The 24,078-nt window shown below is 60.4% G+C and carries 27 protein-coding genes and 3 tRNA genes; 11 read left to right on the top strand and 19 right to left on the bottom strand.

Annotated features, from left to right (window positions below):
• Nucleotides 1-31 precede the first annotated feature (31 nt).
• Genes F506_RS11515 through tsaB form a run of 4 tightly spaced genes read right to left on the bottom strand, consistent with a single transcriptional unit; the run spans nucleotide 32 to nucleotide 3,144 of the window.
• Complete coding sequence (locus F506_RS11515; RefSeq protein WP_053197581.1) at nucleotides 32-1,045, bottom strand: DUF1853 family protein; 1,014 nt, start codon at nucleotides 1,043-1,045, stop codon at nucleotides 32-34.
• Complete coding sequence (locus F506_RS11510; protein ID WP_053197579.1) at nucleotides 1,026-1,949, bottom strand: uracil-DNA glycosylase; 924 nt, start codon at nucleotides 1,947-1,949, stop codon at nucleotides 1,026-1,028. The genes F506_RS11515 and F506_RS11510 overlap by 20 nt, the downstream gene beginning before the upstream one ends.
• Nucleotides 1,946-2,437: a ribosomal protein S18-alanine N-acetyltransferase gene (gene rimI, locus F506_RS11505; RefSeq protein ID WP_053197577.1), complete on the bottom strand. Its 492-nt coding sequence runs from the start codon at nucleotides 2,435-2,437 to the stop codon at nucleotides 1,946-1,948. The genes F506_RS11510 and rimI overlap by 4 nt, the downstream gene beginning before the upstream one ends.
• The gene (gene tsaB, locus F506_RS11500; protein ID WP_053197575.1) at nucleotides 2,434-3,144 is read right to left on the bottom strand and encodes a tRNA (adenosine(37)-N6)-threonylcarbamoyltransferase complex dimerization subunit type 1 TsaB; all 711 of its coding nucleotides are present in this window, start codon (nucleotides 3,142-3,144) and stop codon (nucleotides 2,434-2,436) included. Before tsaB ends, rimI begins: the two co-directional genes overlap by 4 nt.
• Nucleotides 3,145-3,263: 119 nt before the next feature.
• Here tsaB and F506_RS11495 point away from each other — a divergent pair, with 119 nt between their 5' ends.
• Nucleotides 3,264-3,695: a thioredoxin family protein gene (locus tag F506_RS11495; protein ID WP_053197573.1), complete on the top strand. Its 432-nt coding sequence runs from the start codon at nucleotides 3,264-3,266 to the stop codon at nucleotides 3,693-3,695.
• A 15-nt stretch (nucleotides 3,696-3,710) separates the two neighbouring features.
• Here F506_RS11495 and F506_RS11490 read toward each other — a convergent pair whose 3' ends face one another.
• Nucleotides 3,711-4,619 carry a LysR family transcriptional regulator gene (locus tag F506_RS11490; RefSeq protein WP_053197571.1) on the bottom strand — a complete coding sequence of 303 codons (909 nt, stop codon included), beginning with the start codon at nucleotides 4,617-4,619 and terminating at the stop codon, nucleotides 3,711-3,713.
• Between the two features lie 174 nt (nucleotides 4,620-4,793).
• Between F506_RS11490 and F506_RS11485 the strand changes: the two genes are divergently transcribed.
• The 3 genes from F506_RS11485 to F506_RS11475 all read left to right on the top strand — a co-directional run bounded on the left by F506_RS11485 (nucleotide 4,794) and on the right by F506_RS11475 (nucleotide 6,908).
• Nucleotides 4,794-5,066 carry a DUF4148 domain-containing protein gene (locus F506_RS11485; RefSeq protein WP_053197569.1) on the top strand — a complete coding sequence of 91 codons (273 nt, stop codon included), beginning with the start codon at nucleotides 4,794-4,796 and terminating at the stop codon, nucleotides 5,064-5,066.
• 360 nt (nucleotides 5,067-5,426) lie between these two features.
• Nucleotides 5,427-6,680: an aspartate kinase gene (locus tag F506_RS11480; RefSeq protein ID WP_053197567.1), complete on the top strand. Its 1,254-nt coding sequence runs from the start codon at nucleotides 5,427-5,429 to the stop codon at nucleotides 6,678-6,680.
• 134 nt (nucleotides 6,681-6,814) lie between these two features.
• Nucleotides 6,815-6,908: transfer RNA gene (locus F506_RS11475), tRNA-Ser, on the top strand.
• A gap of 294 nt (nucleotides 6,909-7,202) precedes the next feature.
• Here the strand turns inward: F506_RS11475 and F506_RS11470 are convergent.
• Complete coding sequence (locus F506_RS11470; protein WP_053197565.1) at nucleotides 7,203-8,477, bottom strand: amidohydrolase family protein; 1,275 nt, start codon at nucleotides 8,475-8,477, stop codon at nucleotides 7,203-7,205.
• Between the two features lie 126 nt (nucleotides 8,478-8,603).
• On the opposite strand from F506_RS11470, the gene F506_RS11465 reads away from it, so the two are divergent.
• Nucleotides 8,604-9,674, top strand: coding sequence for an extracellular catalytic domain type 1 short-chain-length polyhydroxyalkanoate depolymerase (locus tag F506_RS11465; protein ID WP_083457784.1), 1,071 nt, complete (start codon nucleotides 8,604-8,606; stop codon nucleotides 9,672-9,674).
• A 46-nt stretch (nucleotides 9,675-9,720) separates the two neighbouring features.
• Here the strand turns inward: F506_RS11465 and F506_RS11460 are convergent, their stop codons facing one another.
• From F506_RS11460 to F506_RS11440, 5 genes are all read right to left on the bottom strand, one after another.
• Nucleotides 9,721-10,704, bottom strand: coding sequence for a bile acid:sodium symporter family protein (locus F506_RS11460; RefSeq protein ID WP_053197564.1), 984 nt, complete (start codon nucleotides 10,702-10,704; stop codon nucleotides 9,721-9,723).
• 104 nt (nucleotides 10,705-10,808) lie between these two features.
• Entirely contained in the window at nucleotides 10,809-12,149 is a 1,341-nt protein-coding gene (locus F506_RS11455; RefSeq protein ID WP_053201503.1) for a 4Fe-4S binding protein, read from the bottom strand.
• A 57-nt stretch (nucleotides 12,150-12,206) separates the two neighbouring features.
• Nucleotides 12,207-13,079, bottom strand: coding sequence for an FTR1 family iron permease (locus F506_RS11450; RefSeq protein WP_053197562.1), 873 nt, complete (start codon nucleotides 13,077-13,079; stop codon nucleotides 12,207-12,209).
• Between the two features lie 54 nt (nucleotides 13,080-13,133).
• A complete protein-coding gene (locus F506_RS11445) occupies nucleotides 13,134-13,490 on the bottom strand; it encodes a cupredoxin domain-containing protein (RefSeq protein WP_053197560.1) in 357 nt (118 codons plus the stop codon).
• Nucleotides 13,491-13,594: 104 nt separating this feature from the next.
• Entirely contained in the window at nucleotides 13,595-14,137 is a 543-nt protein-coding gene (locus F506_RS11440) for an iron transporter (protein WP_053197557.1), read from the bottom strand.
• A gap of 427 nt (nucleotides 14,138-14,564) precedes the next feature.
• Between F506_RS11440 and F506_RS11435 the strand changes: the two genes are divergently transcribed.
• The 3 genes from F506_RS11435 to F506_RS11425 all read left to right on the top strand — a co-directional run bounded on the left by F506_RS11435 (nucleotide 14,565) and on the right by F506_RS11425 (nucleotide 17,693).
• Nucleotides 14,565-15,131 carry a phosphonate degradation HD-domain oxygenase gene (locus F506_RS11435; RefSeq protein WP_053201501.1) on the top strand — a complete coding sequence of 189 codons (567 nt, stop codon included), beginning with the start codon at nucleotides 14,565-14,567 and terminating at the stop codon, nucleotides 15,129-15,131.
• A gap of 17 nt (nucleotides 15,132-15,148) precedes the next feature.
• Nucleotides 15,149-15,967: an inositol monophosphatase family protein gene (locus F506_RS11430; RefSeq protein ID WP_053197555.1), complete on the top strand. Its 819-nt coding sequence runs from the start codon at nucleotides 15,149-15,151 to the stop codon at nucleotides 15,965-15,967.
• Between the two features lie 151 nt (nucleotides 15,968-16,118).
• Nucleotides 16,119-17,693: a methyl-accepting chemotaxis protein gene (locus F506_RS11425; RefSeq protein ID WP_053197554.1), complete on the top strand. Its 1,575-nt coding sequence runs from the start codon at nucleotides 16,119-16,121 to the stop codon at nucleotides 17,691-17,693.
• A 23-nt stretch (nucleotides 17,694-17,716) separates the two neighbouring features.
• Here the strand turns inward: F506_RS11425 and F506_RS11420 are convergent, their stop codons facing one another.
• The 7 genes from F506_RS11420 to F506_RS11390 all read right to left on the bottom strand — a co-directional run bounded on the left by F506_RS11420 (nucleotide 17,717) and on the right by F506_RS11390 (nucleotide 19,826).
• Entirely contained in the window at nucleotides 17,717-17,947 is a 231-nt protein-coding gene (locus F506_RS11420; protein WP_053197551.1) for a hypothetical protein, read from the bottom strand.
• Between the two features lie 69 nt (nucleotides 17,948-18,016).
• A tRNA-Arg gene (locus F506_RS11415) sits at nucleotides 18,017-18,093 on the bottom strand.
• Between the two features lie 69 nt (nucleotides 18,094-18,162).
• Entirely contained in the window at nucleotides 18,163-18,588 is a 426-nt protein-coding gene (locus tag F506_RS11410) for a CopD family protein (RefSeq protein WP_053197549.1), read from the bottom strand.
• Nucleotides 18,588-18,938 (bottom strand): DUF3817 domain-containing protein, encoded by a 351-nt coding sequence (locus F506_RS11405; protein ID WP_053197547.1) that lies wholly within the window; start codon nucleotides 18,936-18,938, stop codon nucleotides 18,588-18,590. The genes F506_RS11410 and F506_RS11405 overlap by 1 nt, the downstream gene beginning before the upstream one ends.
• 17 nt (nucleotides 18,939-18,955) lie before the next feature.
• The gene (locus tag F506_RS11400; RefSeq protein ID WP_053197546.1) at nucleotides 18,956-19,216 is read right to left on the bottom strand and encodes a hypothetical protein; all 261 of its coding nucleotides are present in this window, start codon (nucleotides 19,214-19,216) and stop codon (nucleotides 18,956-18,958) included.
• An 11-nt stretch (nucleotides 19,217-19,227) separates the two neighbouring features.
• Nucleotides 19,228-19,578 (bottom strand): ArsR/SmtB family transcription factor, encoded by a 351-nt coding sequence (locus F506_RS11395; RefSeq protein ID WP_053197544.1) that lies wholly within the window; start codon nucleotides 19,576-19,578, stop codon nucleotides 19,228-19,230.
• Between the two features lie 171 nt (nucleotides 19,579-19,749).
• A tRNA-Arg gene (locus F506_RS11390) sits at nucleotides 19,750-19,826 on the bottom strand.
• 217 nt (nucleotides 19,827-20,043) lie between these two features.
• On the opposite strand from F506_RS11390, the gene F506_RS11385 reads away from it, so the two are divergent.
• The 3 genes from F506_RS11385 to F506_RS11375 all read left to right on the top strand — a co-directional run bounded on the left by F506_RS11385 (nucleotide 20,044) and on the right by F506_RS11375 (nucleotide 23,217).
• Entirely contained in the window at nucleotides 20,044-20,733 is a 690-nt protein-coding gene (locus F506_RS11385; RefSeq protein ID WP_053197541.1) for a sensor histidine kinase, read from the top strand.
• Between the two features lie 33 nt (nucleotides 20,734-20,766).
• Nucleotides 20,767-21,426, top strand: coding sequence for a response regulator (locus F506_RS11380; protein WP_200907667.1), 660 nt, complete (start codon nucleotides 20,767-20,769; stop codon nucleotides 21,424-21,426).
• A 225-nt stretch (nucleotides 21,427-21,651) separates the two neighbouring features.
• The gene (locus F506_RS11375; protein WP_053197539.1) at nucleotides 21,652-23,217 is read left to right on the top strand and encodes a GGDEF domain-containing protein; all 1,566 of its coding nucleotides are present in this window, start codon (nucleotides 21,652-21,654) and stop codon (nucleotides 23,215-23,217) included.
• A 19-nt stretch (nucleotides 23,218-23,236) separates the two neighbouring features.
• On the opposite strand, the gene pnuC is transcribed toward F506_RS11375, so the two are convergent.
• Complete coding sequence (pnuC, locus tag F506_RS11370) at nucleotides 23,237-23,878, bottom strand: nicotinamide riboside transporter PnuC (RefSeq protein WP_235471133.1); 642 nt, start codon at nucleotides 23,876-23,878, stop codon at nucleotides 23,237-23,239.
• Nucleotides 23,879-24,078: the final 200 nt, after the last annotated feature.

Here is a 24,078-nt window from a genome sequence, read left to right as displayed (position 1 = left end):
GTGTGCATCTAGTGCAGCCCCGTCCGCTTCCCTAAATCCGTACCACCGCATGCTGCACGCGTTGCGCAGCCTTGCCGCGCCAATCGTCCGGCACCAGAAAGCCGCGCCGACGCTCCAGCGCCACTTCACCATCACCGTCAACGTCGCACACGGCGATCATGACCGGCGCCAGCGTCTCGTTGAACAGCAAGCGGACCGCTTCGAGCAACTGGGCTCCGGACAAGGTTTTATCCGTTGCGGCTCGCGCCGGCGCCAGCCATTCGAGACGCGGCAACACCAGATAGCGTTCGCTGTCGCTGACTTCCAGCGCCGACAGTTCGCACCAGAATCCACGGCAGTGCTGTCCTGAAATACCCAGTGCCGCCGGCAGTGCAACGTCCTCCATCGTCTCGCCGTAGAACAGCCATCCCTTGACCAGCGCCTGCGCACGCGTGACAGGTTGCGGCAGGTATTGCGCGGCCGCCGGATGCGCCGACAGCATCAGTTGCTGCTGCATGATCTTGTCCATCTTGGCGCCGAGCGAGTCAGCCAGGTTCGGACCGACGAAGGCGTCGGCCTGCATGTGGTCGCGATGCGATTCAAGCAGATAAAACTTGGTCGCGAATTCCCAATGCACGGCGCCCGCTTGCACCGGGTCGCGCACCAGGAAATCGAATTCGCCGATGGTGTCGTTGGGGCCGTTGCGCACCTGGACATTATGCGCAATCAGCCGGCCGGTCTGCTGCAGGTAAAACGTCATCAGCTTTTCGGCATAGCGCCCGAGGCGCGCAGATGGTTGCGCATTGATCAGCAGGTACAGCTCGCGCGGATTCTTGTCGAGCGCCTGCAGCCAGGTGATGTCCATTTCGCTGAGCACTCCCAGCGAGGCAATGCGCCCGTTCCAGCGCGGCGCCTGCGCGTCGAGCAGGTCCGGCGCATCCAGCAGCCATGCCAGCGCCCGCACGTGCGGGTCGCGCAGCGACGACCAGCGCCGGTGGAATTGCTGCTGAAAGGACAAGACCGGCGCGGTCTGCGTATCAGTCTGATCAGTCTGAAGTGTCGGCATAAGTGGTCATCGCAAGGCAGAGATCGGCCCAGGCCTTGCTCTTGTCGCCAAGCTGCCGCAACAGATAAGCCGGGTGGTAAGTCACGACCAGCGGCAGGTCCTGATAGCGATGTACGGTGCCGCGCAATTTGGAAACGGGGGTGGCGGGATCCAGGCCGAGCAGCGACAGTGCGGCCGTCTTACCGAGCGCCACCAACACGGTCGGCTGGATCAGTGCGATCTGGCGCTGCAGGTACGGCAGGCAGGACGCCACTTCTTGCGGCGATGGCGGACGATCCTTGCCGCCTTCGTCGGTGGGACGGCATTTGACGATGTTGGCGATATAAGCATTCTCGCCGCGCTTGAGGCCCATGGCGACCAGCATGTTGTCGAGCAGTTTGCCGGCCGGACCGACGAATGGTTCACCCTGTGCATCCTCGTTGCGCCCCGGGCCTTCGCCGATGAACAGCCACCTGGCCTTTTCATCGCCGACGCCGAAGACGGTCTTCTTGCGTCCGTTGCACAAGCCGCACTGGCGGCACTCCGCAACGGTTTCCTTGAGCTTGCTCCAATCCATCGTGGCGATGGCCGGATTGATTCTGACGGCGGGTTCGTCGTCCTCCTCGTCATAGGGCATGAAACCGGGGGGCGCCATGTCGGCTTCATTCATTTCGCTCAGCCAGGGCGGCAAGCCGTCGTCTTGCGCCGGCACGGGACGGGAAGCCGGCGCCGGATGTGCATCCGGTTGCGCAGGTTTCGGCTGAGCCAATGCAGGTGCCGGGGCCTGTGCGGGCGCCGATGCAGCCGCGGCGACTTCGGCTTCCGGCTCGGCGGCCTCGACGGCAAGGTGGCGCCGGACCCAGACCGGACCGACGCCGATTTCTTCCAGGACTCGGGCCGAAGCGGCAAATGTACTCTGACTCATAGCGGTAGGCTCATCACGATCGCGTCTTCGCGCGTATGTTGATTGACGGGATAGTAATTCTTGCGGCGTCCGATTTCGACGAAACCGTAACGCCGATATACATGCAGCGCACGCAGGTTCGACACGCGCACCTCCAGCAGCATGAGCGTCATCCGGTGCTTGCGCGCCAGGTCGACGGCGTAGTCCAGCAGCAAGTGACCGAAGCCTTCCCCCTGCGCGTCTGCGGCAACGCTGATGTTGAGCAGGTGGGCTTCATCCACCGCTTCCATCACCAGGAAATAACCGAGCAGGCGCCCCGAGCGGTCGCGCATGGTCAGCGTCTGGTAACCGCTGTACAGCGAATCGAGGAAATTGCCGCGCGTCCACGGATGCGGATAAACGCTATTCTCGATCGACACCACCTCGTCCACGTCGTCGACCTTCATGGCGGCAAACGCCAGCGCGCCAAACTTGCTCTCCAGCGTATGCAGCAAAGCGTCGTGGTTCACGCCGCACCTTTGGCGAGATCGCGCACCTGGCGTTCGGCCGTGGTCAGCGCGACCTTGTTGCGCAGGTACAGCGGTTGCGCTTCCAGCAGCGAGACCGTCTTTCCTTGTGCGGCCATGCGCCGGCCCAGCGTAGCTACCTGCGCGGCATGCGGCATCAGTTGCGCCAGCGCAGCGGCGGCGAACGGCTGCGGCGCGAAATCCTGCGCATATGCCGCCAGACCATTGCCGCAGGCCTGCACATGCCCTTGCGGCGCAACGGCGGCGGCCGAGGACAGGCTTGGCGCGAGCACGACGTCCCAACCGTCGGCGCCATGACGATACTGCGCCCAGTAGACCTCGCCCATGCGCGCGTCCAGCACCGCCAGCACATCGTTGGCGACGCCTTGCGTGGTTTCGAGGCAGGCTTGCGCCATTGCCTCCAGCGTCACCACCGGCGCTACCGGCAAATCACTGCCGAACGCCAGCCCCTGGACTACACCGCATGCCGTACGCACGCCGGTGAACGAGCCCGGTCCGACACCGAAGGCGATCGCGTCGCAACGCGACAGCGCAATACCGGCCTGCGCCAGCAATTGCTGGACCATCGGCAAAATGGTTTCGGAATGGGTCTGCACGCCCATCGATTCGCGGAAGATCAGTTCGTCGCCGTGCAACAGGGCAGCGGAGGCAAGTTCGGTGGAAGTTTCGATGGCAAGAATGATAGACATCCCGCTATTTTACCGCGCCGCGCCCTCCTCGCTCCTGTCGGGGAACGACTATTCGGGGATAACGGAGTCGCAGCCTGTTTGCGCCGGTTTTGCGCTTCCGGAGTAGAATAGGCCGCCTTATGTCCTATCAGATCTTCTCCGCCAGCAACCGCGACGAACTTGCTGCCGCCCTCGCCGGCGACAAATGGGTCGTGGCCTGCCTGTGCGCCGCCTGGTGCGGCAGTTGCCGCGACTATGCGACCAACTTCGCGAGCTGGGCCGAGCGCCGCCCGGAACATCATTTCGTCTGGATCGACATCGAAGACCAGGCCGACCTGGTGGGCGACCTCGACGTCGACAATTTCCCTACGCTACTGATGCAACGCGGCTCCACCGTCGCCTTTTTCGGTCCCATGGAACCCGACACGCGCCAGGCAGAACGATTGCTGCAAGCACTGTCCGAAACCAGCCAGCAGGAACTGGAACGGGAAGCCGGCAGCACCGCGCAACGCCGTACCTGGCAGGAATGTGATCTCAGGAAGCGACTCAACAGCCTGTCGGACGCCGCCTGACCGGTCTTCTTGCCGTCACACCCACGGATCGGTTTCCGGATGCGGGAAACGCTCGGAGATGAAATCCACAAAACTGCGGACCTTGGCCGACAGCAAACGCCGGCTCGGATACGCCATCATCACGGAAACTTGCCCCATATCGAAATCGGCCAGCACGCGTCGCAGCTTGCCGCAGCGCAGATCGTCGCCCAGGCTGAACGATGGCCGCATCGTGATGCCCATGCCGGCCAGCGCGAAATCGCGCAACAGCAATGCGCTGTTGGAGACCACCTGGCTGGTGATAGGGATGTCGCGCACACCTTCTTCGGTCCTCACATGCCAGTAATGGCGTAAATGTTCGTGCGAAAAATTGAGGCAGGCATGCCGACTCAGTTCGTCCGGCGTCTGCGGCGCACCGTGCTTTTCCAGATAGGACGGAGAAGCGCACAAAACCACTTCGGCCACGCCGACCTTGCGCACCACCATGCTGGCGTCGAATTTTTGCAGGCTGCTGAAAAATCCGATGTCCATTCCCTCTTCCACCAGATCCATGGCGCGTTCCGATATCGACACGTCGAGCACCACGTCGGGATAGGCCGCGGAATAGTCGGCCAACAGCTTGCCGAGCTGGCCCTGGCCGAAACCCACGTGTGAATACAGCGACAAGGTCCCGCCCGGCTTTTTGGTAGCCATCGCAACGATGGCTTCGGCCTCTTCGATCTCCGGCAGGATATGCCGGACCCGCTCCAGAAAAGCCTGGCCCGACTCGGTCAGCGACAAGCGGCGCGTGGAGCGATTGAGCAAGCGCGTGCCGAGATGGTTCTCCAGATCGACGATGTAGCGCGTCACCACGGCGTTCGACAGCGACATGATTTCCGCCGCGCGCACGAAACTGCCCTGTTCCACCACCTTCGCAAACACCTTCATTGAGTGCAGACGATCCATTTTTCAAGCCCTTGATTGTTTCTATAATCGAAATAGTGCATTGCCATTAGACCTATTTTTCTCGCACGAGGCAATGGCTAAACTGTGCTTCATCGATGGCGAGCAAGCAGCCACAAGCCAACCGCCCGCGCATCGACGTGTACTTTCATTTACCGTCCTTTTGGGAGAATTACCATGAACACCAAGCAAATCACTGCCGCTATCGTCCTGTTTGCCGCTGTCGGCGCCGCCATGGCTGAATCGCCATTTCCACCAGAAACCAAGTTCGTGTCGACCAAGACCCGCGCCGAAGTTGTTTCCGAACTGCAACAAGCCCAAGCTCAAGGCCTGATCACCAACGGCAACAACTACCCTATCGTGATTCAAGCGCGCAGCCCGCTGACCCGCAGCGAAGTCGTCAGCCAATCGAAGCCGGCCGGCGACAGCAGCACCTACGCCGGTGCTTAAGTTGCACTGAGCCACTGCTCTGAACGCTTCACGCATTACCAGCAGCAAGCACTATTGCGGCTCCGCCCGCAACCACCGTCTACCTTGGTCGGCCTGCCATTCGGCAGCACCATGGTGGATGGCGTGTCAGCCCCCTCCCGCACATTTCCCCTCTGCATCGAATCATGCAAAACCAGCCAGAAATGGACTGAAAAACGCATGAAAAACCCGCTTTTTGCCTGCTTTTGCTTGTGATTTTGGCCTGCGCCCTGTACAGTCGAGGGTTTGTTTCCTCCGGCCTTTACGCAGTTTTTTCGCGACCCGGCAACAAATAGCAGTACCCAAGAGCAGCACTCAGTTACGCAATCAGACCTACTTCCTATGGCTTTATACGTTCACAAATACGGCGGCACTTCGATGGGCTCCACCGAGCGCATCAAGAATGTCGCCAAGCGCGTTGCCAAGTGGCACGACGCAGGCCACCAGATCGTTGTCGTTCCTTCCGCAATGTCTGGTGAAACCAACCGTTTGCTGGGTCTGGCCAAGGAAATCATGGCCCAACCCGACACCCGCGAGCTGGACATGCTGGCGTCGACCGGCGAACAAGTTTCCGTCGCCTTGCTGGCCATGGCGCTGAAGGCGATCGGCAAAGAGGCCGTCTCCTACGCCGGCTGGCAAGTGCCGATCAAGACCGATTCGGCCTTCACCAAGGCGCGCATCCGTTCGATCGACGACGCCAAGGTGCGCAAGGACCTCAATGCCGGCCGTATCGTGATCATCACCGGCTTCCAGGGCGTTGACGCCGACGGCAACATCACCACGCTGGGACGCGGCGGTTCCGATACCTCCGCCGTGGCCGTGGCTGCTGCCATCAAGGCGGCGGAATGCCTGATCTACACCGACGTCGACGGCGTCTACACGACCGACCCGCGCGTGGTCACCGAAGCGCGCCGCCTGAACACCGTGACGTTTGAAGAAATGCTCGAAATGGCCTCGCTGGGCTCCAAGGTCCTGCAGATCCGTTCGGTGGAATTCGCCGGCAACTACAAGATGCCGACACGCGTACTGTCGTCGCTGACCGACCCACTAATGTCGCTGGAAGAAGAAACCAAATCCGGCACACTGATTTCGTTTGAGGAAGACACCAAGATGGAACAAGCAACCATTACCGGCATCGCATTCAGCCGCGATGAAGCCAAGATTACCGTGCTCGGCGTACCAGATCGCCCAGGTATCGCCTATCAGATCCTCGGCCCGATTGCCGACGCCAACATCGAAGTGGACATGATCATCCAGAATCAGTCCGTCGAAGGCAAGACCGACTTCACCTTCACCGTGCCGCGCGCCGAATACGCCAAGGCCGTTGAAGTCCTGAACGCCAGCGTCAAGGCCCACATCGGCGCCGCCAGCATCGTCGGCGACACCAAGGTATCGAAGGTGTCCGTGGTCGGCGTCGGCATGCGCAGCCATGTCGGCATCGCGTCGCAGATGTTCCGCACGCTGTCGGAAGAAGGCGTCAACATCCAGATGATTTCCACGTCCGAAATCAAGATCTCGGTCCTGATCGACGAAAAATACATGGAACTGGCCGTGCGCGCATTGCACAAGGCATTCGACCTGGAAAACGGCAAGTAATCCGCACGGTGCTTTGAAGCTCGCCGAATGGAAAATATTCCATTCAAAACAGCAGAGTTTCATTGACCAAATCCGCATGAAAAGATATTATGCGGGCTTCTTTGCTGAGGCAGCGCATCATCTGCCTACAGCGTGGAGACGTGGCCGAGTGGTCGAAGGCACTTCCCTGCTAAGGAAGCATATGGGCTTAAACCTGTATCGAGGGTTCGAATCCCTCCGTCTCCGCCAGAATACAAACACCCGCCTCGGCGGGTGTTTTTATTTGTATTTCCATTTTGTTTGCGCAGCAAACCCCCTATGCGGAGACGAGTAAGGCGCCTGCGCGGCTTACGCGAGGGATTCGAAGGGAATCGCTTGCAAGCGATTCAGCGGCCTGCGGAACGTAGGCGAATCCCTCCGTCTCCGCCAGAATACGAACGCCCGCTTTTGCGGGCGTTTTTATTTGGTTTTTCATTTTGTTCGCCCGGCAAACCCTGGCAGCCTCGCTATCGCTATCGCGATCGCTGTCGATCAAAGCGTCATCTATCTTCCCAGCCTGAAATCAACGTTACCCGGCCGTCCCGGCAAGCTGAGCCGCGCATGCGCCGGTGGCGCCTGGCTGATGACGGTGCCGCGACGAATCACGAAGCGGCGCGCCGCGCGCAGGCGAATCGCTTCGATGGGGTCGCTCGCGTCTAACACCACCAGGTCGGCATGGCAACCGGCCTGCAAACCATAGCTTTCCAATCCCAGAATACGCGCCGGCGTTTCCGTCACGGCGCGGAAACAGTCGCGCATGGCGTCCTGCCCGGTCATTTGCGCTACGTGCAAACCCATGTGCGCCACTTCAAGCATGTCGCCCGAGCCGAGGCTGTACCACGGATCCATGACGCAGTCATGGCCGAAGGCGACATCGATGCCGGCGGCCAGCAGTTCCGGCACGCGCGTCATGCCGCGCCGCTTCGGATAGGTGTCATGGCGCCCTTGCAGCGTGATGTTGATCAGGGGATTGGCGATTGCCGCGACACCGGCTTCGCGAATCAACGGCAACAATTTGCTGACATAGTAGTTGTCCATCGAATGCATCGAGGTCAGGTGCGATCCGGCTACCCTGCCCTGCAAACCGAGCCGCTGCGCATGGTAAGCCAAGGTTTCGATATGCCGAGACATCGGGTCGTCGGATTCATCGCAATGTATGTCGACGCGCAATCCCTTTTCCGCTGCGAACTCACATAGCAGCCTGACCGACTCTGCGCCGTCGGCCATGGTCCGTTCGAAATGCGGGATGCCGCCGACCACGTCAACACCCATGGCGATTGCGCGCTTCAGATTGGAGAAGGCAGTCGGACTGCGCAGCAGGCCATCCTGCGGAAACGCCACCAGTTGCAGATCGAGATAAGACGCGACCGATCTCTTCACGTGCAGCAAGGCCTCCACCGCCAGCAAACGATCGTCGCAGATATCGACATGAGAACGGATCGCCAGCAGACCGCGTGCGACCGCCCAGTCGCAATACTGCAGCGCGCGCTCGACCAGTGCCTGCTGCGTCAGCTCCGGTTTCAGCTCGCCCCACAGCGCAATGCCTTCGAGCAGCGTGCCTGAAGCGTTCACGCGCGGCAGGCCGTAGCTCAGCGTCGCGTCCATGTGGAAATGCGCATCGACGAACGGCGGCGTCACCAGGTCGCCGGCGACATCGATTTCCTCTGCTCCCTTGAGATTCAGGGCCGTCCCGATTGCCGCAATGCGGCCTGCTTCAATGGCGATATCTGCTTGCTGCCGGCCATCAGGCAGCGTGGCGTTACGTAAGACCAGATCCATGTGACATCTCCTTCATCCGCGCAGTCTCCAGATTAACGCAGCACAGCATTTTGGTTGAACATTATTGCGTTCACGCCGTCTTCCTTGTGTCGCACTCACCCGGACACTCACTCTTGACGGATCGACATGCTCAAAAAACTGAACCGAATGTGGCTGAGCAGCCTTAAAAAGGCCGGCAAGGCGCAGCAGAGGCAAGCCGGCAAGGTACTCAAGGCGATATTGACCAAGCCAAAGGCGACACGCAAGCCTGTGGCCCCAAAGCCGCGGGCGCAGAAAGAAGGCCCATCCGGCGAATGGATCAGTTCGTCCTGCGTCAGTACCGGGTTGCCTGCACGCCGCATGCACTATCGCTTGTTTCTTCCGTCCCGCGCGCCCGGGCTCGACGATTCGATTCCATTGATCGTCATGCTGCACGGATGCGAACAAACCGCCGCCGATTTCGCTGCCGGCACACGCATGAACCGGCTGGCCGCCGCCAGGGACTACGCGGTGCTGTATCCCGAACAGTCGCTGCGCACGCATCCCAATCGCTGCTGGAAATGGTATGACGCGGCGACTCAGCGCGGCGGCGGCGACATTGCCGTCATCGCACACATGATCGGCAAGATCGTTGAAGAACATGCGATTGATCGCAGCCGCATTTATGCCTGCGGCATCTCCGCCGGGGCGGCCATGGCGCAGATCCTGGCACTGACCCACCCGCGACTGATCGCTGCCGTCGGCATGCATTCCGCCCCGGTATTGAGCGCAAGCCGCACGGCTGTCGGCGCTTACGGCGTGATGCAGCATGGCAGCACTCAGGCTTTGGCGCCGATAGAAAAACTGCTGCTCAAGAGTCCTGATTTTCCGGGCATGCCGGCGATTCTGATTACCGGCGACGACGACAAGATCGTGCGTCCGGTCAATCAATTGCAGTTGGCCAGGCAATTCCTGCTGCTCAACCACGCTGCCGCCCCTGCCCCGCAGCCGCCGGTGACGAAGGCCTTCGGAAGGACGTCAAAGCAATTTCCTCGCAAAAACACAATGACGGTCCACGACTTTGCAGCCGGTTCGAAGGTCCTGCTCCGGTCGGTGCACATCGCACGTCTCGGGCATGCATGGAGCGGCGGCGACGAGACGTTTCCATTCAACGCCAGGGGTCCTGACGCCGGCAAGCTGATGCTGGCCTTCTTCTCCCGGCATCGGCGCAGGCAATGAAAAAGCCCGCGCGCAGCGGGCTTTTTTTGAACGGCGGCAGTACTGCTCAGCCAGCGGGCTTCGCCTGGTCCGGACGACTGCCGTAACGCTGCGCCAATATCGCGCACACCATCAATTGAATCTGATGGAACAACATCAGCGGCAACAGGACCATGCCGACGGTCTGGCTGGCGAACAAGACCTTGGCCATGGGAACGCCGCTGGCAAGGCTTTTTTTCGAGCCGCAGAAGACGATGGTGATTTCATCTTCCTTGTTGAAGCCGAGACGACGGCTGCCGAACGTGGTGATCGCCATGATGATCGCCAGCAGCAAGGCGCTGATGACGATCAGACTGATCAGCATGACCGGCGGCACCTGGCGCCACAAGCCCTGATTGACGGCTTCGCTGAACGCCACGTACACGACCAGCAGGACGGAACTCTGGTCGACCCAGCGCAGCCAGGACTTGTTGCGGTCCATCCAGGCGCCGATCCAGGGACGGGCGATCTGGCCTGCCACGAACGGCAACAGCAACTGATAGACGATCTTCAGGATGGAATCCAGCGAGGAATGCCCGGCGCTGTGCGCCACGATGATGACGCCGACTATGAGCGGCGTCAGGAAGATTCCCAGCAAATTGGAGGCCGACGCGGCGCAGATGGCCGCCGGCACGTTGCCGCGCGCGACCGAAGTGAAAGCGATCGAGGACTGCACCGTCGACGGCAGCACGCACAGGAACAGGATGCCGAGATACAGATCCGGCGTGATCACCAGCAGCAAGGCAGGCTTGAGGACCAGGCCGAGCAAGGGGAACACGGCGAAGGTGCAGAGCAGCACCGTCACGTGCAAACGCCAGTGCACCATGCCGGCGATCACCGCCTGGCGCGACAACTTGGCGCCGTGCATAAAAAACAGCAGGCCGATCATGAATGTGGTCAGCCAGTCGAAGCCGACGGCGACCACGCCGGTACAGGGAAAAATGCTGGCGGTGAGAACCACCGCAAACAGCATCAGCGTCAGATTGTCGGGAAGGAAACGGGGGCGCGCCATAAGAATCTTTGCAGGTTGGTTCCAAAAACGAGGTCCTGTCGGACCAAACCCGCTATTTTACGCGAGTCCTGCAAAGCGGCGAAACGGGGGAAATCCGGTAGAAATCACCAGATCCAGAACATCAGCAGCCACGCATAGTTGACCAGCGCGAGCGCACCGATCACGGGCAGCATGGCAAGCACGCGGCGCGAGAACGCCTCGGTGTGCTGGCCGACGACTTTCCATGCCAGCAGCACGCTCCACAAGGTCATGACGGTGAGCAAGGCAGCGCGTACGTCATTGGCCCAGTCCACCGGCCAATGTTCCGCACGCAGCAGGCTGATGGTAGTTGCCGACAAGCCGACGAACACGCCACAGCCGGCCAGCGGAATCGCCGCCTGCACCAGGTGATTGAAACGGGAGCGGCTCCATGGACCGAGCACGAGATTGCTGATCGCGAACAAGGCGGTCAGCGCGGTGCCGAGCACGGCGGCGGTGGCCAGGATGTAAGACACCACGAGGCCGCCGTCGAGCCAGGAAAACACGTCGCTTTGTTGCGGATAATTGGTGAGCAGCCACCATGGCGCGTTGGTCGCAAACGGCCACATGATGTCGCGATCGATGAGCCAGGTAGCGATGAATTGCTTGGCCTCGACGAACCAGGGGCTGGCGCTCCAGTGGAACGCTCCGATGGCGATGCCGAACAGGCCGTACAGCGCCAGCGCGCTTTCCCACAGGTTGTTGTTGGTGCGGCCGACCTTGACGATTTCGACGGTCGGTGCGCGCCATGTCAGCGCGATCGCATCGCGATGGCCGCTGCAACGACCGCACATGTGGCAATCGGAAGCGCCCTTCATGTTGCGCAAGGGAACCAGCGGCGCGCAATTGACGGCGATGGTCTTCTTGCCGTGGGTGTCGTAGGAAGCGCGCCAGGCGTCTTCGTTGACTTTGTAATGGAATGGCGCCAGCTTGGCGAGCAGGCCGAACACGCCGTTGACCGGGCACAGGTATTTGCACCAGACGCGCTTTTCGCGGCCGTACAGATAACCGACGATCATGGCGCCGAGCGTCGATCCTCCCAACACCAGCAATACTGCCTTGGGATATTGGTAGACGCTGACCATCTGGCCGTAAATCGTGGTGAGTGCAAACGCGACAAAGGGCCAGCCGCCCCAGCGCATCCAGTGCGGGATGGTACGGCCTTTGCCGAACTTGCTGGCGAACTCGGTCAATGCACCTTCGGGACACAGCACGCCGCACCAGACACGGCCCATCAGCACCATGCTGACCAACACGAACGGCCACCAGATGCCCCAGAAGCAGAACTGCGCAATCAGGGTCAGGTTGGACCAGATATGCGCGGTTTCGTCCGGTAACGGCAGGAAAATGGGGACCAGGATGAGCACGGCGTACACCAGGACGACGATCCATTGAATACCGCGGATCAATGCGCCGTTGCGGCGCATCCAGTCACCCGTCCGCGCCAGACGGGTATTGGGAAGCGTACTGGTGCTCATATCGCCTTATGCTGCTTGCTTATTATTAACTTGTGTCGATTTCGACTTGCCAAGCGCGGAGGATACCACAAGCCAATATATGACATAAATGGCAACACTCATCAGCGCCGGGCGGGCGCGATAGCCCGTCAGCGTCGACACCAGGCTGCCTGCAGTGCTCGAATCATCCAGCAGCCAGCTGGTGTCCCAGACGGGCGCAGTCAGGCTCGAGACGAAGCCGAGCGAGGCGAACCAGTCGGAGCTCTCCAGTAGCAGGTCCAGCAGCTTTTCGACCCCGGTCAGCAACAACCCGGCCGCCAGCAGCAACAGGATGATTTCGGTCACCTGGAAGAAACGGCGCCATGAGAAAACCTTGCCGCCCAATTGCAGCAGATAGAAGGTCAGGAACGCCAGGCCGAAACCGAGCGCGCCGGCGAAAATCAGCGCGCCACGGCTGGCATCCTGCTCGCCCATGCCGATTCCGTAGAGGAACACAGCAGTCTCGCTGCCCTCGCGTGCAATCGCCAGCGCCACCAGCAGGAACACACCCCACCAGTTGCCGGTGGCATAGTTCGCTTTCAGCGAGCTTTCCATGTCTCGCTTGAGAGTACGGCCGTGCTTGCGCATCCAGAACACCATTTGCACGATCAGCACCGCGGCAACCAGCACCATGCCGATCTGGAAATACGTCTGGGCGTCACCGGACAGGAGTTCGCTGAAACCGAGCAAGGCGGCCCCCAGCGCCAGTGCAGCCACAACGCCTGCCGCCACGCCGCCCCACAGATACGGCAGGCCGCGACGTGCGGCGGCATCGCCGTTATTGAGCCAGGCATACAGAATCCCGACCACCAGCAAGGCCTCGACGCTTTCACGCCAGACGATAAATAACACCTGCCCCATTACATCCCTTTCAATTGCATATTGCCGGTCACCGCGATCACCGCCCCACGCCGCTTATTTGGCGACGATGGCGCCTTGCGGCATGTTCAGATGGAAATCGTCGAAAAACTTGTACTCGCCCGGACGCAGGGGAGCGATCACGACGAAGGACTGCGCGCCCGGCGCCAGGACTTTTTCCTTGCGCAGTTCCACGCTTTCGAATTCGGCGGCGGTTTTGCCGACGTTGTGGATTTCGATCTTGATGCGCTGTCCTGCAGGGACTTCGATGCGCGCAGGATTGAATTTGCCGTCCGCCATCTCAAGCTTGAATGTCAGCAGATCAGAAGCAAATGCGGTGGCGGCGGACAACGAGCAGGCCAGGCCGATCAAGGTCGCCAAAATTCGTGAAGGTTGCGATTTACGCAAGGACATCCAGTGCTCCCAAACTACTTGGCCTTGCGCAAGGCAAGGCCGGTCAATTCGGCATGCGCAATGAGGCTGCGCATGCGCTCTCGCTAAAACAGCTCAGTCGCTGATTAGTAGCCGCCCTTCTTGCCGACGCCGGCGAAGGTGAAATCGTAGGTCAGTTCAAACGGCTTGAACCAGGCGCCGACACCGGTTTCCTTGTCGACGTGACGGCCAAAGTGAGCATGCGCGTTGGCAGATGGCGGCGAGATGGTCAGCTTCAGCTTGTACTTGCCCGGACCGTCGAGCTTGACGTTGTCGCCGTAGTGCGGACCGTCGCTGGCCACCATCGGCATCATGTCGCCCTTGATGACCTTGGTCGAACCGGCCTTGGCCAGTTCGAACTTGATGACCAGATACGGCATCCAGTCGCCTTCGGCAAAGCCGTTCGGATTCTTGGCGACGGCGCGGATATCGGCTTCCAGGTGGACGTCCGACTCCTCTGCCTTGCGCATCATGCCGTCCGGTTCCATCTTGATCGGTTGCAGGTAGACCGCGCTGACTTCCATGCCGTTCTGAATCTGTGGTTTGCCGATAGGATATTCGGCGGCGCTGGCAGCCGAGAAGGCTGCGAACATGGCGGCGGCTACTGCGATTTTCTTGATACCGATCATAAGATTTTTCTCCCACGCATTAGATGATAATGATTACCATTAAATTATAGCATCATATGGGAGTATGTATCAGCGCCAGACGGGAAATTCATGAGGGAGCGCGCGCGAAATCGCCGGCAAAAACCGACCGGGCAATAAAAAACCCGCGCCTTGCGGCGCGGGTTAAATCTAATTCAGGGGGGTGAATTAGAGGGGGGAGTTCGTAAGATATACCCCGTACCACCCTGCATCTACCGCTATTACAAACTGTTACGGTTATTAACAAGTCTTCACGCAGCATCGCGAACACGCGCCTGTCTGCCCTGTATCCGCACGGGCTTCATGCGGTCATGGAATTGTCACAATAAGGCCGCCTCGCGCCGCTATCATGTGGGCTTCATGCCCCCTGCCTTTCCCGATCGCCACATCCGTCCCGCACATCCACATCATGTCCCTGACGCTCCCCGACATTGAACGGCTCTTTCTCCGCCACGGCCACGCCCAGTACACCGGCGAACCCGTGACACAACTCGAACATGCCTTGCAAACCGCCGCGCTGGCCGAGCGTGAGAATGCCTCGCCCGCGCTGATCTCCGCCGCGCTCCTGCATGACCTCGGGCACATGCTGGAAAACGCCGCCGCCGGCTACGACATCCACGACACGCCGACGGCCAGCGGCATCGACGATCTGCACCAATACCGCATCCTGCCCTTCCTGCGCGCCATCTTCGGCGAAGAGGTGCTGGCGCCGATACGTCTGCACGTCGACGCCAAGCGCTATCTGTGCGCGGTGGAGCCGGCGTACTTTTCATCCCTGTCGGCGGACTCCGTACGCAGCCTGCAGCTGCAAGGCGGGGTCTTCGACCGGCAGCAGGCGGAAGACTTCATCGCCATGCCGCATGCAGTGGATGCCACCCGCTTGCGGCGCTGGGACGACCTCGCCAAGACTGCCGACCTGGCGACGCCGGACTATGCCCATTTCTCGCGCTACCTGACACTGTGCGCCCACGCCTGAATTTCCCCGAGATCGCCATGCCTGATTTTCTGTCGCCCGCCCCGTTGTTCACCAAATCCATCGACGCCGCGCAGTTGCAGGAATTCAGCGCTTTCATCGGCGAGCTCTGCTCGATCAGCGGCGCCATCATCCGCAGCCACTACCTCAGCGGCATCGAAGTCGAATCCAAGTCCGATCACTCGCCGGTCACCGCTGCCGACCGCGACACCGAACTCGCCCTGCGCAGCGCGATCATGGCGCGCTATCCGCAGCACGGCATCATCGGCGAAGAGCACGGTGCCTATCGGGAAGACGCCGACTACTGCTGGGTGCTCGATCCCATCGACGGCACCAAGGCCTTCGTCTCCAACTGCTATATTTTCGGCACGCTGATTTCGCTGATGCACCAGGGTCGTCCGATCATCGGCGCACTGCACAGCCCGCTGATGGAACACCTGCTGATTGGCAGCGCCGGCGGCACCACGCTCAACGGCAAGCCGGTCGGCATGCGCGCCTGCGCCGACGTCGGCGACGCCATGCTGCTGGCGACGGATCACTGGGACATCTTCACGCATCACAACGGCCCCGCTTTTGAAAAACTCTCGCGCGAAGCGCGCCTGTATCGCGGCTGGGGCGATTGCCACGGCTACTTCCAGCTGGCCACCGGCGGCGCCGACATCATGCTCGACCCGGTGCTGAAAATCTGGGACATCATGGCCATCGTCCCCATCATCGAAGGCGCCGGAGGCCGCATCACGGATTGGCAGGGCAACAACCCGCTGACAGCCACCGCCATCGTCGCGACGGCCGGCGGCGTGCACGACAAGGTAATTCGCGCGCTCAACCCGGCGTCATGACAGAAGAGAAACTTTTCTCCCGATTTTGATATTGCTTTCCAGTTATTTTTCATTATTCCGGATCATTCTCCGGTGCTAGCATCCTCGGCAATCCAATATCGTCCGGCGCGGCCCATCGGGCTCGGCGCCGGCACAAAATAACGAGAGACGCATGAAGAACTGGAAAGTCGGGACGCGCTTCGCCGCGGGCTTCGGGGTCGTGTTGCTGATGATGGCGGTCGTTGCCGCAATGGGGATATGGCGCCTGCAATCGGTGGCCGAAGCAACCAACGCCATGATGCAGATGCCGCTGGCCAAGGAACGCCTGATCAGCGATTGGTATTCGAACATTTCCACCTCGATCACGCGCACCACCGCGATCGCCCGCAGCACCGACCTGAGTCTTGCGGGGTATTTTGAAAGCGCGACCAGCGACGCGGCAAAGAACGCCTCCGCCCTGCAGGCGAAAGTGCAGCGCCTCCTGAACACGCCCGAAGAACAAAAACTGTTCGCCGACATCGATGCCAATCGCAAGGCCTATCACGAAGCCGGCGACAGCATCCTCGCGCTGCGCGCCGAAGGCAAGCTGTTCCAGGCCAAAAACGCCTTCGAGAAAAATTACCTGCCGAGCGCCACCCGCTACCAGGCCTCGGTGGACAAGCTGCTGCGCCTGCAGCGCCAGGGTATCGACGGCGTCGCCGGCAGCATTGACGCCACGTATCGCTCAAGCCGGCTGGTGTTGCTGGCGCTGAGCGCCGCCGCCGTATTGTTCGGCATCGCCGCCGCCATCGTGCTCACGCGCAGCCTGCTGCGCCAGCTCGGCGGCGAACCCGGCTATGCCGTGCGTGTCGCCGACCGTATCGCCGCGGGCGATTTGACGGAATCGATCCTCCTCGCCGACAACGATGAAAACAGCCTCATGCGTGCGATGAAAACCATGCAAGGCAATCTTGCCCGTTCAGTCGATCACATCAAGCAATCGGCCGAAACCATCGGCACTGCGTCCAAGGAAATTTCCGTCGGCAATCTCAACCTGTCGTCGCGTACCGAACGGCAAGCCGGCTCGCTGCAAGAGACCGCCTCGGTCATGCAGCAACTCACCTCGGCCGTCAAGAAAAATGCCGAGAGCGCCCTGCACGCCAACCAGCTCGCCGCCTCGGCCTCGCAGGTGGCGATCGCCGGCGGCAACGCCGTCAATCAGATGGTGGGAACCATGGCGACCATCAATGAATCGTCGCGCAAGATCGTCGACATCATTTCGGTCATCAACGGCATCGCCTTCCAGACCAACATCCTGGCGTTGAACGCCGCGGTGGAAGCTGCGCGCGCCGGTGAACAGGGACGCGGTTTCGCCGTAGTCGCGACGGAAGTGCGCGCACTGGCACAACGCTCGGCCGGCGCAGCAAAAGAGATCAAGAGCCTGATCGACGACTCGGTCGGCAAGATCGTTTCGGGAAGAACATTGGTAGAGGAAGCCGGCGCCACCATCGGCCAGGTGGTCGACAGCATCAGGACGCTCAGCGATTTCGTCGCCGACATCAGCAACGCCAGCCTGGAACAAAGCACCGGCATCGAGCAAGTCAACCAGGCCATCATGCAGATGGACGACGTCACGCAGCATAACGCCGCGCTGGTGGAAGAAGCCGCGGCGGCGGCGCAATCGCTGCTGGATCAGGCCGGCTCGCTGGTGACGGTGGTGAATACCTTCAAACTGTCATCGTCGCGCGAACTGGTATTGAACGCATAGATACCGTCAATACCGATGTACCGTTACAGCGGATTCTGATCAATCCATTCAGCGGAAAAATCGAGGATGTAGGCGACGGCGTCGTCTTCATTGGAGAATTCGGTGGTCGGCAGTTCGCGCACGTAGCGAACTTCGCCGCTCTCGTCGTAACCTGCGCGGATGACGAAGCAGGCGGCGTATTGCCCGTTGTCCTGCAGCGTCACCTGCGGATAGACGGCTTGTCCCTTGTAGGGAAATTTGCTGGTTGCGCTCATGAATGCTCCACGGTCTGGGAATACGATCAAAAACAAAAGGGCCCGTCTTTCGACGGACCCTTTTCATTTTGGTGCGGCTGGCAGGAATCGAACCCACGACCCCTTGGTTCGTAGCCAAGTACTCTATCCAGCTGAGCTACAGCCGCAAGAGGCGCGATTATATAGGGATTTTCAAATAGTGCAACAGTTTTTGCGCGATGACAATCTCTTGGCGATCAAAACGGCTTTGCCACCACCATCAAGGCAATGATCACGACCGCCGCAATCGTCAGCGCGCCGGAGTTTTTCAGCAGCGCCGAAGCCTCTTGCTCCGGCGCGTCCGCCAGGCGCCGCACGTAGCCGGACTGGATGCCGTGCAGTGCCGACAGCAGCAAGACGAACACCAGCTTCACCACCAGCCATCCCGCCGCATGCCAGCCGCCGAAATAGACCAACGCCACGCCCAGCACCCACGCCAGCCCCATTGCCGGCGACGTCACGCGCTGGTCCCAGCGGCGTACTGCTTTCAGCAAGCGCAGTTCCGCCGCAGAACGTTCCAGTGTCGCCTTCTGCAAGGTTTGCAGCGCCAACGCCATGATCAGCATGCCGCCGATCCATGTCACGACGGAGGCGACGTGAAACGCCTTGATCCAGAGATACATCACGCGGTCTCTCCCTGCGCGAGCAGAACTGACTGCTTGCGCTTCAAATGACGCTCATTGACGAAGGCGCCGAAGGGGATCACGGCGGCGATGACCAGCCTGACGATTTCGCTGCGCGACCAGCCTCCCGTCGCCAGCATGCGCGCCATGCAATACACGTACAGCAGGAACGCCAGGCCGTGGATCGGGCCGATCACCGCGCTCGCCGCCGGATAACCCGCCACATGTTTGAGCGGTACGCCCACGCAGACGAGCAGCAACAAGGTGCTGCCTTCCAGCAGCGACACCCGGCGCATCCAGTGGAGTTGGGACAACTGTTCGGCGTGACGCCGTTTGCTTGCGCTGATCATGGCCTATTCCCTATTTCCTATTCCACTTCGCGCAGGATTTTTTCGATGCGCGCCAGCCGCGCATTCATGTCGCCGACGTCATGCTCCAGCGCCCCGAGCTTGCTGGTGCTGGCGCCTTGCAGCGTCGCCAGTTTTTCCGCCAGCTCGCGATAGTTGTTGGCGTAGGCGATCTGCATGTCGGCACGGCGTGCCGCCGACCAGTATTTCATCGCGAAGACCAGCAAGACGGTCAGCAGCATCAGAACGGACAGCAGGAAAAACGTACTCGAATGCGACATGCGGATCCTCTTCAATCTGATTTTGTGGTTGATGCACTCAGGCTTTGTACCGCCTCCGCGATCATTTGCGGATTCAGCGACAACGAAAAATCGACAAGCTCGAAGTAGTTGAGCGCCTTGCCGTCCTCAGACAGCTCGCGCGCGCTGCGCACCAGTCCGGCCTCTTCCAGCTTCTGCAGATGCAGATGCAGCAATGGCCGGCTGATGCCGAGGTCGCGCGCCAGCTGGCTGATGTAGTTGCGCCCCTGCCCATGCAGCGCCGCCAGGATGCGCAGGCGGTGCGGGTTGTCGAGCGCCGTCAGCAGTTGCAGCAGCCGGTCGCCGCTGAAGGCGGAAAGACTTTTTCTGATGGTCGACTTCATATGTCAGAAAAATATTACATATGAAAATATTTTCTGTCAAATCAACGTAAAACGATCCCGAACGGAGCCAAACGGCCTGACGGAAGGAAAACGTAGGGGGAGAAGGAATTTGGCGGGATTTGGTGAAGCAGAAAGACAAAAGGGCCCATCTTGCGATGGACCCTTTATATCTGGTGCGGCTGGCAGGAATCGAACCCACGACCCCTTGGTTCGTAGCCAAGTACTCTATCCAGCTGAGCTACAGCCGCGAAAGACGAGATTATAGCACCGCTTTTGGGCGAAATGGAAGCCTTTGCGCCAAAAAACTTCCATACCGCGTCCGGACTCGCTTGCAGGCCCATTAATCCCCCTTTGCCCGGCGTTTAATCGCCATTTTGTTGCATTGACGGACCGATATCTGCTGATTTGCGCTTCATCTGCCTTATGATTGCCGCTTGATTCCCTGCTCCTCCCTACTACTGCACCATGAGCGACACTCCTGCCGCCCTCCCGGCCCCGACTGCCGAACGCATCAAGGAAGCCGAACGCCGGCGCATCGCCAAAGACCTGCATGACGAACTCGGCAGCCATCTGACCGCGCTCAAGATGGCGCTGGCCCAACTCGCCGGGCAGCTTCCCGCTGACAACGCCACCCTGCTCGACCAGGCGCGCCATGCCGACGGCTTGATCGACGGCGCCCTCGACGCCATGCACGACATCATTGACGACTTGCATCCGGCAATACTTGATCTGGGCCTGCAAGCTGCGCTGGAATGGCTGGCGCGCAGTTTCGCACGCGACACCAGCGTGCCGCACCACCTGCACGTCGACGTCGCCGACGGCGAGTTGCCCCCGGCGTTGCTCGATGCATTCCAGAGCGTCAGCCTGTACCGGATCGCGCGCGAGGCGCTGCACAACGCCGGCCGCCATGCAGCGGCGCGCAACGTCGACATCTGGCTGCGCCATGATGGCCGGACGCTGACACTGATCATCGCCGATGATGGCGTCGGCCTGCCGCAGGACGCCGGCACGCGAGCGCAATCATCCGGACTGCGCGGCATGCGCGAACGCGCCATGCTGGCCGGCGCCACGCTGGAGCTGTTGCCCGCCGAGAACGGCGGCACGCAATTGCGGCTGACGCTCCCTGTCCTATCCACCGCTAACCTTATAAAATAGCGCCACGTTCAGCCCGGAGACAGACAGCACCCCATGCCAATAACGAAAAAGAACAGTTCTGCCATCAAAGTGGCAATCGCCGACGATCACGCGATCGTACGTGAAGGCCTCCGGCAGATCTGCAGCGGCACCAAGGACATCATCGTCGTCGGCAACGCCGAGAACGGACTGGAAACCATCAAGCTGACCCGGCTGGGCAACTGCGACGTGCTGCTGCTGGACATCATCCTGCCGGATCGCACCGGCATCGACGTGCTCAAGCAGATCAAGAAGGAAATCCCCAAGCTGCCGGTGCTGATGCTGTCCATCCATCGCGAAGACCAGTACGCCATACGCGCTCTCAAGGCCGGCGCGGCCGGCTTCCTCAACAAACAGGCGGCGCCGTCCGAACTGATCAACGCGATTCGCCAGGTCGCCGCCGGGCGCAAGTACATCAGCCCGTCGCTGGCGCAGGAGCTTGCCAACCAGATCGGTTTCGACCATGAAACGCCGCTGCACGAAACCCTGTCCGATCGCGAATACCAGACCATGGTGATGATCGCGTCCGGCAAGACCGTGAGCGATATCGCGGCCGAATTATTGCTCTCGGTCAAAACCATCAGCATGTATCGTTCGCGCGTCCTGGCCAAAATGAAATTGCGCCACAACGCCGAGCTCACGCACTATGCGCTGAAAAACAACTTAGTCGAATAAATGCGCAACCGGTTCGCCGGTGTAAACCGCCAGACGGTAAAATGCGTTAAAAGACAGGTCTCGTCCTACGCGTTGTAATGTCGTAAAGAAACAACCAGTAAAACGACACAATACGCTCTGCACAGGTAGAGAGCGCCGGGGCGCCAGGATGTTATTCCGACATCTCCGGCGGGGAGCCACGAGACTTAGTCGCAATCCGTTTGAATAAGAAGCCGTCCAACAGGCATGTCAAAAAAGCCAGCTCAAAGTCCCGTCGATATCGCGCGAGAAGCCTTCCAGCAACTCGCAACACGCCGCATTGCCCCTACTCCCGACGCTTACCGCGAAGCCTACGAAGAAATCGTCGGTACCAAGAGCGACCTGAAACCGGAAGGCGTTCTTTCCGCGTTCGCCCAGCATCTGACGCAGCAGCCGGGCGACATCGGCAAGCTGGGACTGCGCCTGACGATGGCGATCAACGGCAGCGACTGGAAGGACTACAACGACGAGCTGGATAATTTTGTCGAACAGTATTTTCCTTCGCGCAACCTGGTCCCGCACGGCCAGCTCGTGCCGATCGATCCGGAACGCGAATTCATCCGCGATAGCAAGAAGGAAAAGATGCTGCGCGAGGTGCTGGCGCGCGTGCTGATCTTCAACATGGCGTCGCTGCTGATCGAAGCACCGGAACTGGCGAACGAATCGAAGTCGATCGGACTCGATCTCAAGACCGCATTCTCCGAGCAAGCCATGAACGAAGTCATCGGCCGCCTCAAGCAGATGAGCTTCCAGATCGAGCTCAAGAGCGAAGACATCGCCCTGCAGCAGGAATTGCTGATGCGCCTGTTCCAGCTGCTGCTGGAGAACATCCACGGCCTGCTGGAAAAAGGCTCATGGCTGAGCAGCCAGATCACTGCCGTGCAGGAGCTGATCAACGGCCCGATCAGCAAGACTTCGCTGGCCGATGCCACCAAGACCCTGAAGGAAGTCATCTTCAAGCAGGGCCTGCTCAAGAACACGCTGAGCGAAGAAAAGGTCACTGCCAAGAACATGATGCTGACCTTCGTCGATCGCCTCAGTGCGATGGTGTCGACGACCGACAACTATCACAAGACCATCACCAGTTTCTCGCAGCAGATCAGCCAGGCCTCCGACATCAGCGACCTCAACTCGGTGCTCAACGGCATCATGAACGCGACGAAGGAAGCCCAGGACGAAGCGCTGCGCTCGCGCGACGAAATGATCAATGCGCGCCAGGAAATGCAAAAGGCCGAGGCGCGCATCACCGCGCTGGAGTCCCAACTCGTCCATATGGGCGAACTGGTGCGCGAAGACCAGCTGACCGGCAGCCTCAACCGTCGCGGCATGGACGAATCGCTGGAGCGCGAGATCATCAACGCCGACCGTCTCGGCGCGCCACTGTGTATCGCCCTGCTCGACCTCGATGATTTCAAGCGCATCAACGACACGCACGGTCACGCCACCGGCGACGAAGTGCTGGTGCATCTGGTGAGCGTGGTCAAGGAAACGCTACGCAAGCTGGACGTGATCGCGCGTTTCGGCGGCGAAGAATTCCTGGTGCTGTTGCCGGAAACCGAACCGGCCGAAGCGATGCAGATCATCACCCGCGTGCAGCGCGAACTGACCAAGCGCATTTTCATGCATAACAGCCAGCGCCTGCTGATCACCTTTAGCGGCGGCGTTGCCTATCGCGCTCCGGGTGAAAGCCAGGCGGACCTGATCAAGCGTGCCGACGTGGCGCTGTACAAGGCCAAGAACGCCGGCAAGAACCGCGTCATCCTGGCCGACTGAAACCGAAAGTTGCCGACACCTACGATGCGGTCGGCGGCGCCTGCCGCCAGGCTCGCCATCCGGCGATCGCCAGCAGCACGAACAATCCATACAGAATGGCCGTCAGCGTCAGGTGCTTGTAGAGATACAGCCCGACGTAGAGCACATCGACCGCGATCCAGACCAGCCAGTTTTCAATCTTCTTGCGCGACAGCAGGAATTGCCCGACCAGGCTGCCTGCCGTGAGGAAGCCGTCCATGTGCGGCACGTCGGTATCCGTGAAATGACGCAGGAACACCGATAGCACGGCGAAGCCGGCCAGCCAGGCCAGTCCCGACCACAGCACGCCACGGCGCGACAGCGCCGATGCCTTCAGCGGCAAATGCTCCTCGCCGCCGCGCAGCCATTGATACCAGCCCCACACCGACACCGCCACGAACACACATTGCAGGCCGGCGTCGCCGTACAGGCGCGCCTCGACGAACACCACGCCGTACAAGGCGGAAGACAAAATGGAAAATAGCCAGGCCCAGTGATTCTGGCGGATATTGAGCGCGACCGTGATGATCGCCAGCAGAAAAGAGATCAGCTCAAGCGGCGTCGTGACGAGACCGGCGAAACCGAATACGGCGATAGCGGCAGCAAGGCGTGCCAAGGGAAATGCGGGGGCGCGAAGTTTCATGCTTGTCTCCATTGTGTACGGGCTGAGGATGAGCGTTGCCGCCTTCCTCGCCTCGATGTAGTTTTCTGAGCAAAAAATCTGTTTGCGAGCAAATAATCAAACATTGACGAAAGATTGTCAAGCATTTGCTTTTTTGTTGAGCAAATGTTCAATTTTGATAATAATGACGTCTGACGTCCCGCAGGAACAGGCGCTCAAAG

The sequence above is a fragment of the Herbaspirillum hiltneri N3 genome (genome assembly GCF_001267925.1).
Lineage (GTDB): Bacteria > Pseudomonadota > Gammaproteobacteria > Burkholderiales > Burkholderiaceae_D > Herbaspirillum > Herbaspirillum hiltneri.
Note: the sequence above shows the minus strand (reverse complement) of the source record. Positions and strands in the feature narration are given on the sequence as shown.

Coding starts and splice junctions, on each gene's coding strand:
- F506_RS11445 (WP_053197560.1), bottom strand. CDS start 13,490: ATGTCCTTGCGTAAATCGCAACCTTCACGAATTTTGGCGACCTTGATC.
- F506_RS11460 (WP_053197564.1), bottom strand. CDS start 10,704: ATGGCGCGCCCCCGTTTCCTTCCCGACAATCTGACGCTGATGCTGTTT.
- F506_RS11465 (WP_083457784.1), top strand. CDS start 8,604: ATGCTCAAAAAACTGAACCGAATGTGGCTGAGCAGCCTTAAAAAGGCC.
- F506_RS11455 (WP_053201503.1), bottom strand. CDS start 12,149: ATGCGCCGCAACGGCGCATTGATCCGCGGTATTCAATGGATCGTCGTC.
- F506_RS11495 (WP_053197573.1), top strand. CDS start 3,264: ATGTCCTATCAGATCTTCTCCGCCAGCAACCGCGACGAACTTGCTGCC.
- F506_RS11470 (WP_053197565.1), bottom strand. CDS start 8,477: ATGGATCTGGTCTTACGTAACGCCACGCTGCCTGATGGCCGGCAGCAA.
- F506_RS11515 (WP_053197581.1), bottom strand. CDS start 1,045: ATGCCGACACTTCAGACTGATCAGACTGATACGCAGACCGCGCCGGTC.
- F506_RS11395 (WP_053197544.1), bottom strand. CDS start 19,578: ATGAAGTCGACCATCAGAAAAAGTCTTTCCGCCTTCAGCGGCGACCGG.
- F506_RS11510 (WP_053197579.1), bottom strand. CDS start 1,949: ATGAGTCAGAGTACATTTGCCGCTTCGGCCCGAGTCCTGGAAGAAATC.
- F506_RS11380 (WP_200907667.1), top strand. CDS start 20,767: ATGCCAATAACGAAAAAGAACAGTTCTGCCATCAAAGTGGCAATCGCC.
- F506_RS11430 (WP_053197555.1), top strand. CDS start 15,149: ATGCCTGATTTTCTGTCGCCCGCCCCGTTGTTCACCAAATCCATCGAC.
- F506_RS11405 (WP_053197547.1), bottom strand. CDS start 18,938: ATGATCAGCGCAAGCAAACGGCGTCACGCCGAACAGTTGTCCCAACTC.
- F506_RS11440 (WP_053197557.1), bottom strand. CDS start 14,137: ATGATCGGTATCAAGAAAATCGCAGTAGCCGCCGCCATGTTCGCAGCC.
- F506_RS11400 (WP_053197546.1), bottom strand. CDS start 19,216: ATGTCGCATTCGAGTACGTTTTTCCTGCTGTCCGTTCTGATGCTGCTG.
- F506_RS11420 (WP_053197551.1), bottom strand. CDS start 17,947: ATGAGCGCAACCAGCAAATTTCCCTACAAGGGACAAGCCGTCTATCCG.
- F506_RS11410 (WP_053197549.1), bottom strand. CDS start 18,588: ATGTATCTCTGGATCAAGGCGTTTCACGTCGCCTCCGTCGTGACATGG.
- F506_RS11480 (WP_053197567.1), top strand. CDS start 5,427: ATGGCTTTATACGTTCACAAATACGGCGGCACTTCGATGGGCTCCACC.
- F506_RS11385 (WP_053197541.1), top strand. CDS start 20,044: ATGAGCGACACTCCTGCCGCCCTCCCGGCCCCGACTGCCGAACGCATC.
- F506_RS11375 (WP_053197539.1), top strand. CDS start 21,652: ATGTCAAAAAAGCCAGCTCAAAGTCCCGTCGATATCGCGCGAGAAGCC.
- F506_RS11490 (WP_053197571.1), bottom strand. CDS start 4,619: ATGGATCGTCTGCACTCAATGAAGGTGTTTGCGAAGGTGGTGGAACAG.
- tsaB (WP_053197575.1), bottom strand. CDS start 3,144: ATGTCTATCATTCTTGCCATCGAAACTTCCACCGAACTTGCCTCCGCT.
- F506_RS11435 (WP_053201501.1), top strand. CDS start 14,565: ATGTCCCTGACGCTCCCCGACATTGAACGGCTCTTTCTCCGCCACGGC.
- F506_RS11485 (WP_053197569.1), top strand. CDS start 4,794: ATGAACACCAAGCAAATCACTGCCGCTATCGTCCTGTTTGCCGCTGTC.
- F506_RS11450 (WP_053197562.1), bottom strand. CDS start 13,079: ATGGGGCAGGTGTTATTTATCGTCTGGCGTGAAAGCGTCGAGGCCTTG.
- F506_RS11425 (WP_053197554.1), top strand. CDS start 16,119: ATGAAGAACTGGAAAGTCGGGACGCGCTTCGCCGCGGGCTTCGGGGTC.
- pnuC (WP_235471133.1), bottom strand. CDS start 23,878: ATGAAACTTCGCGCCCCCGCATTTCCCTTGGCACGCCTTGCTGCCGCT.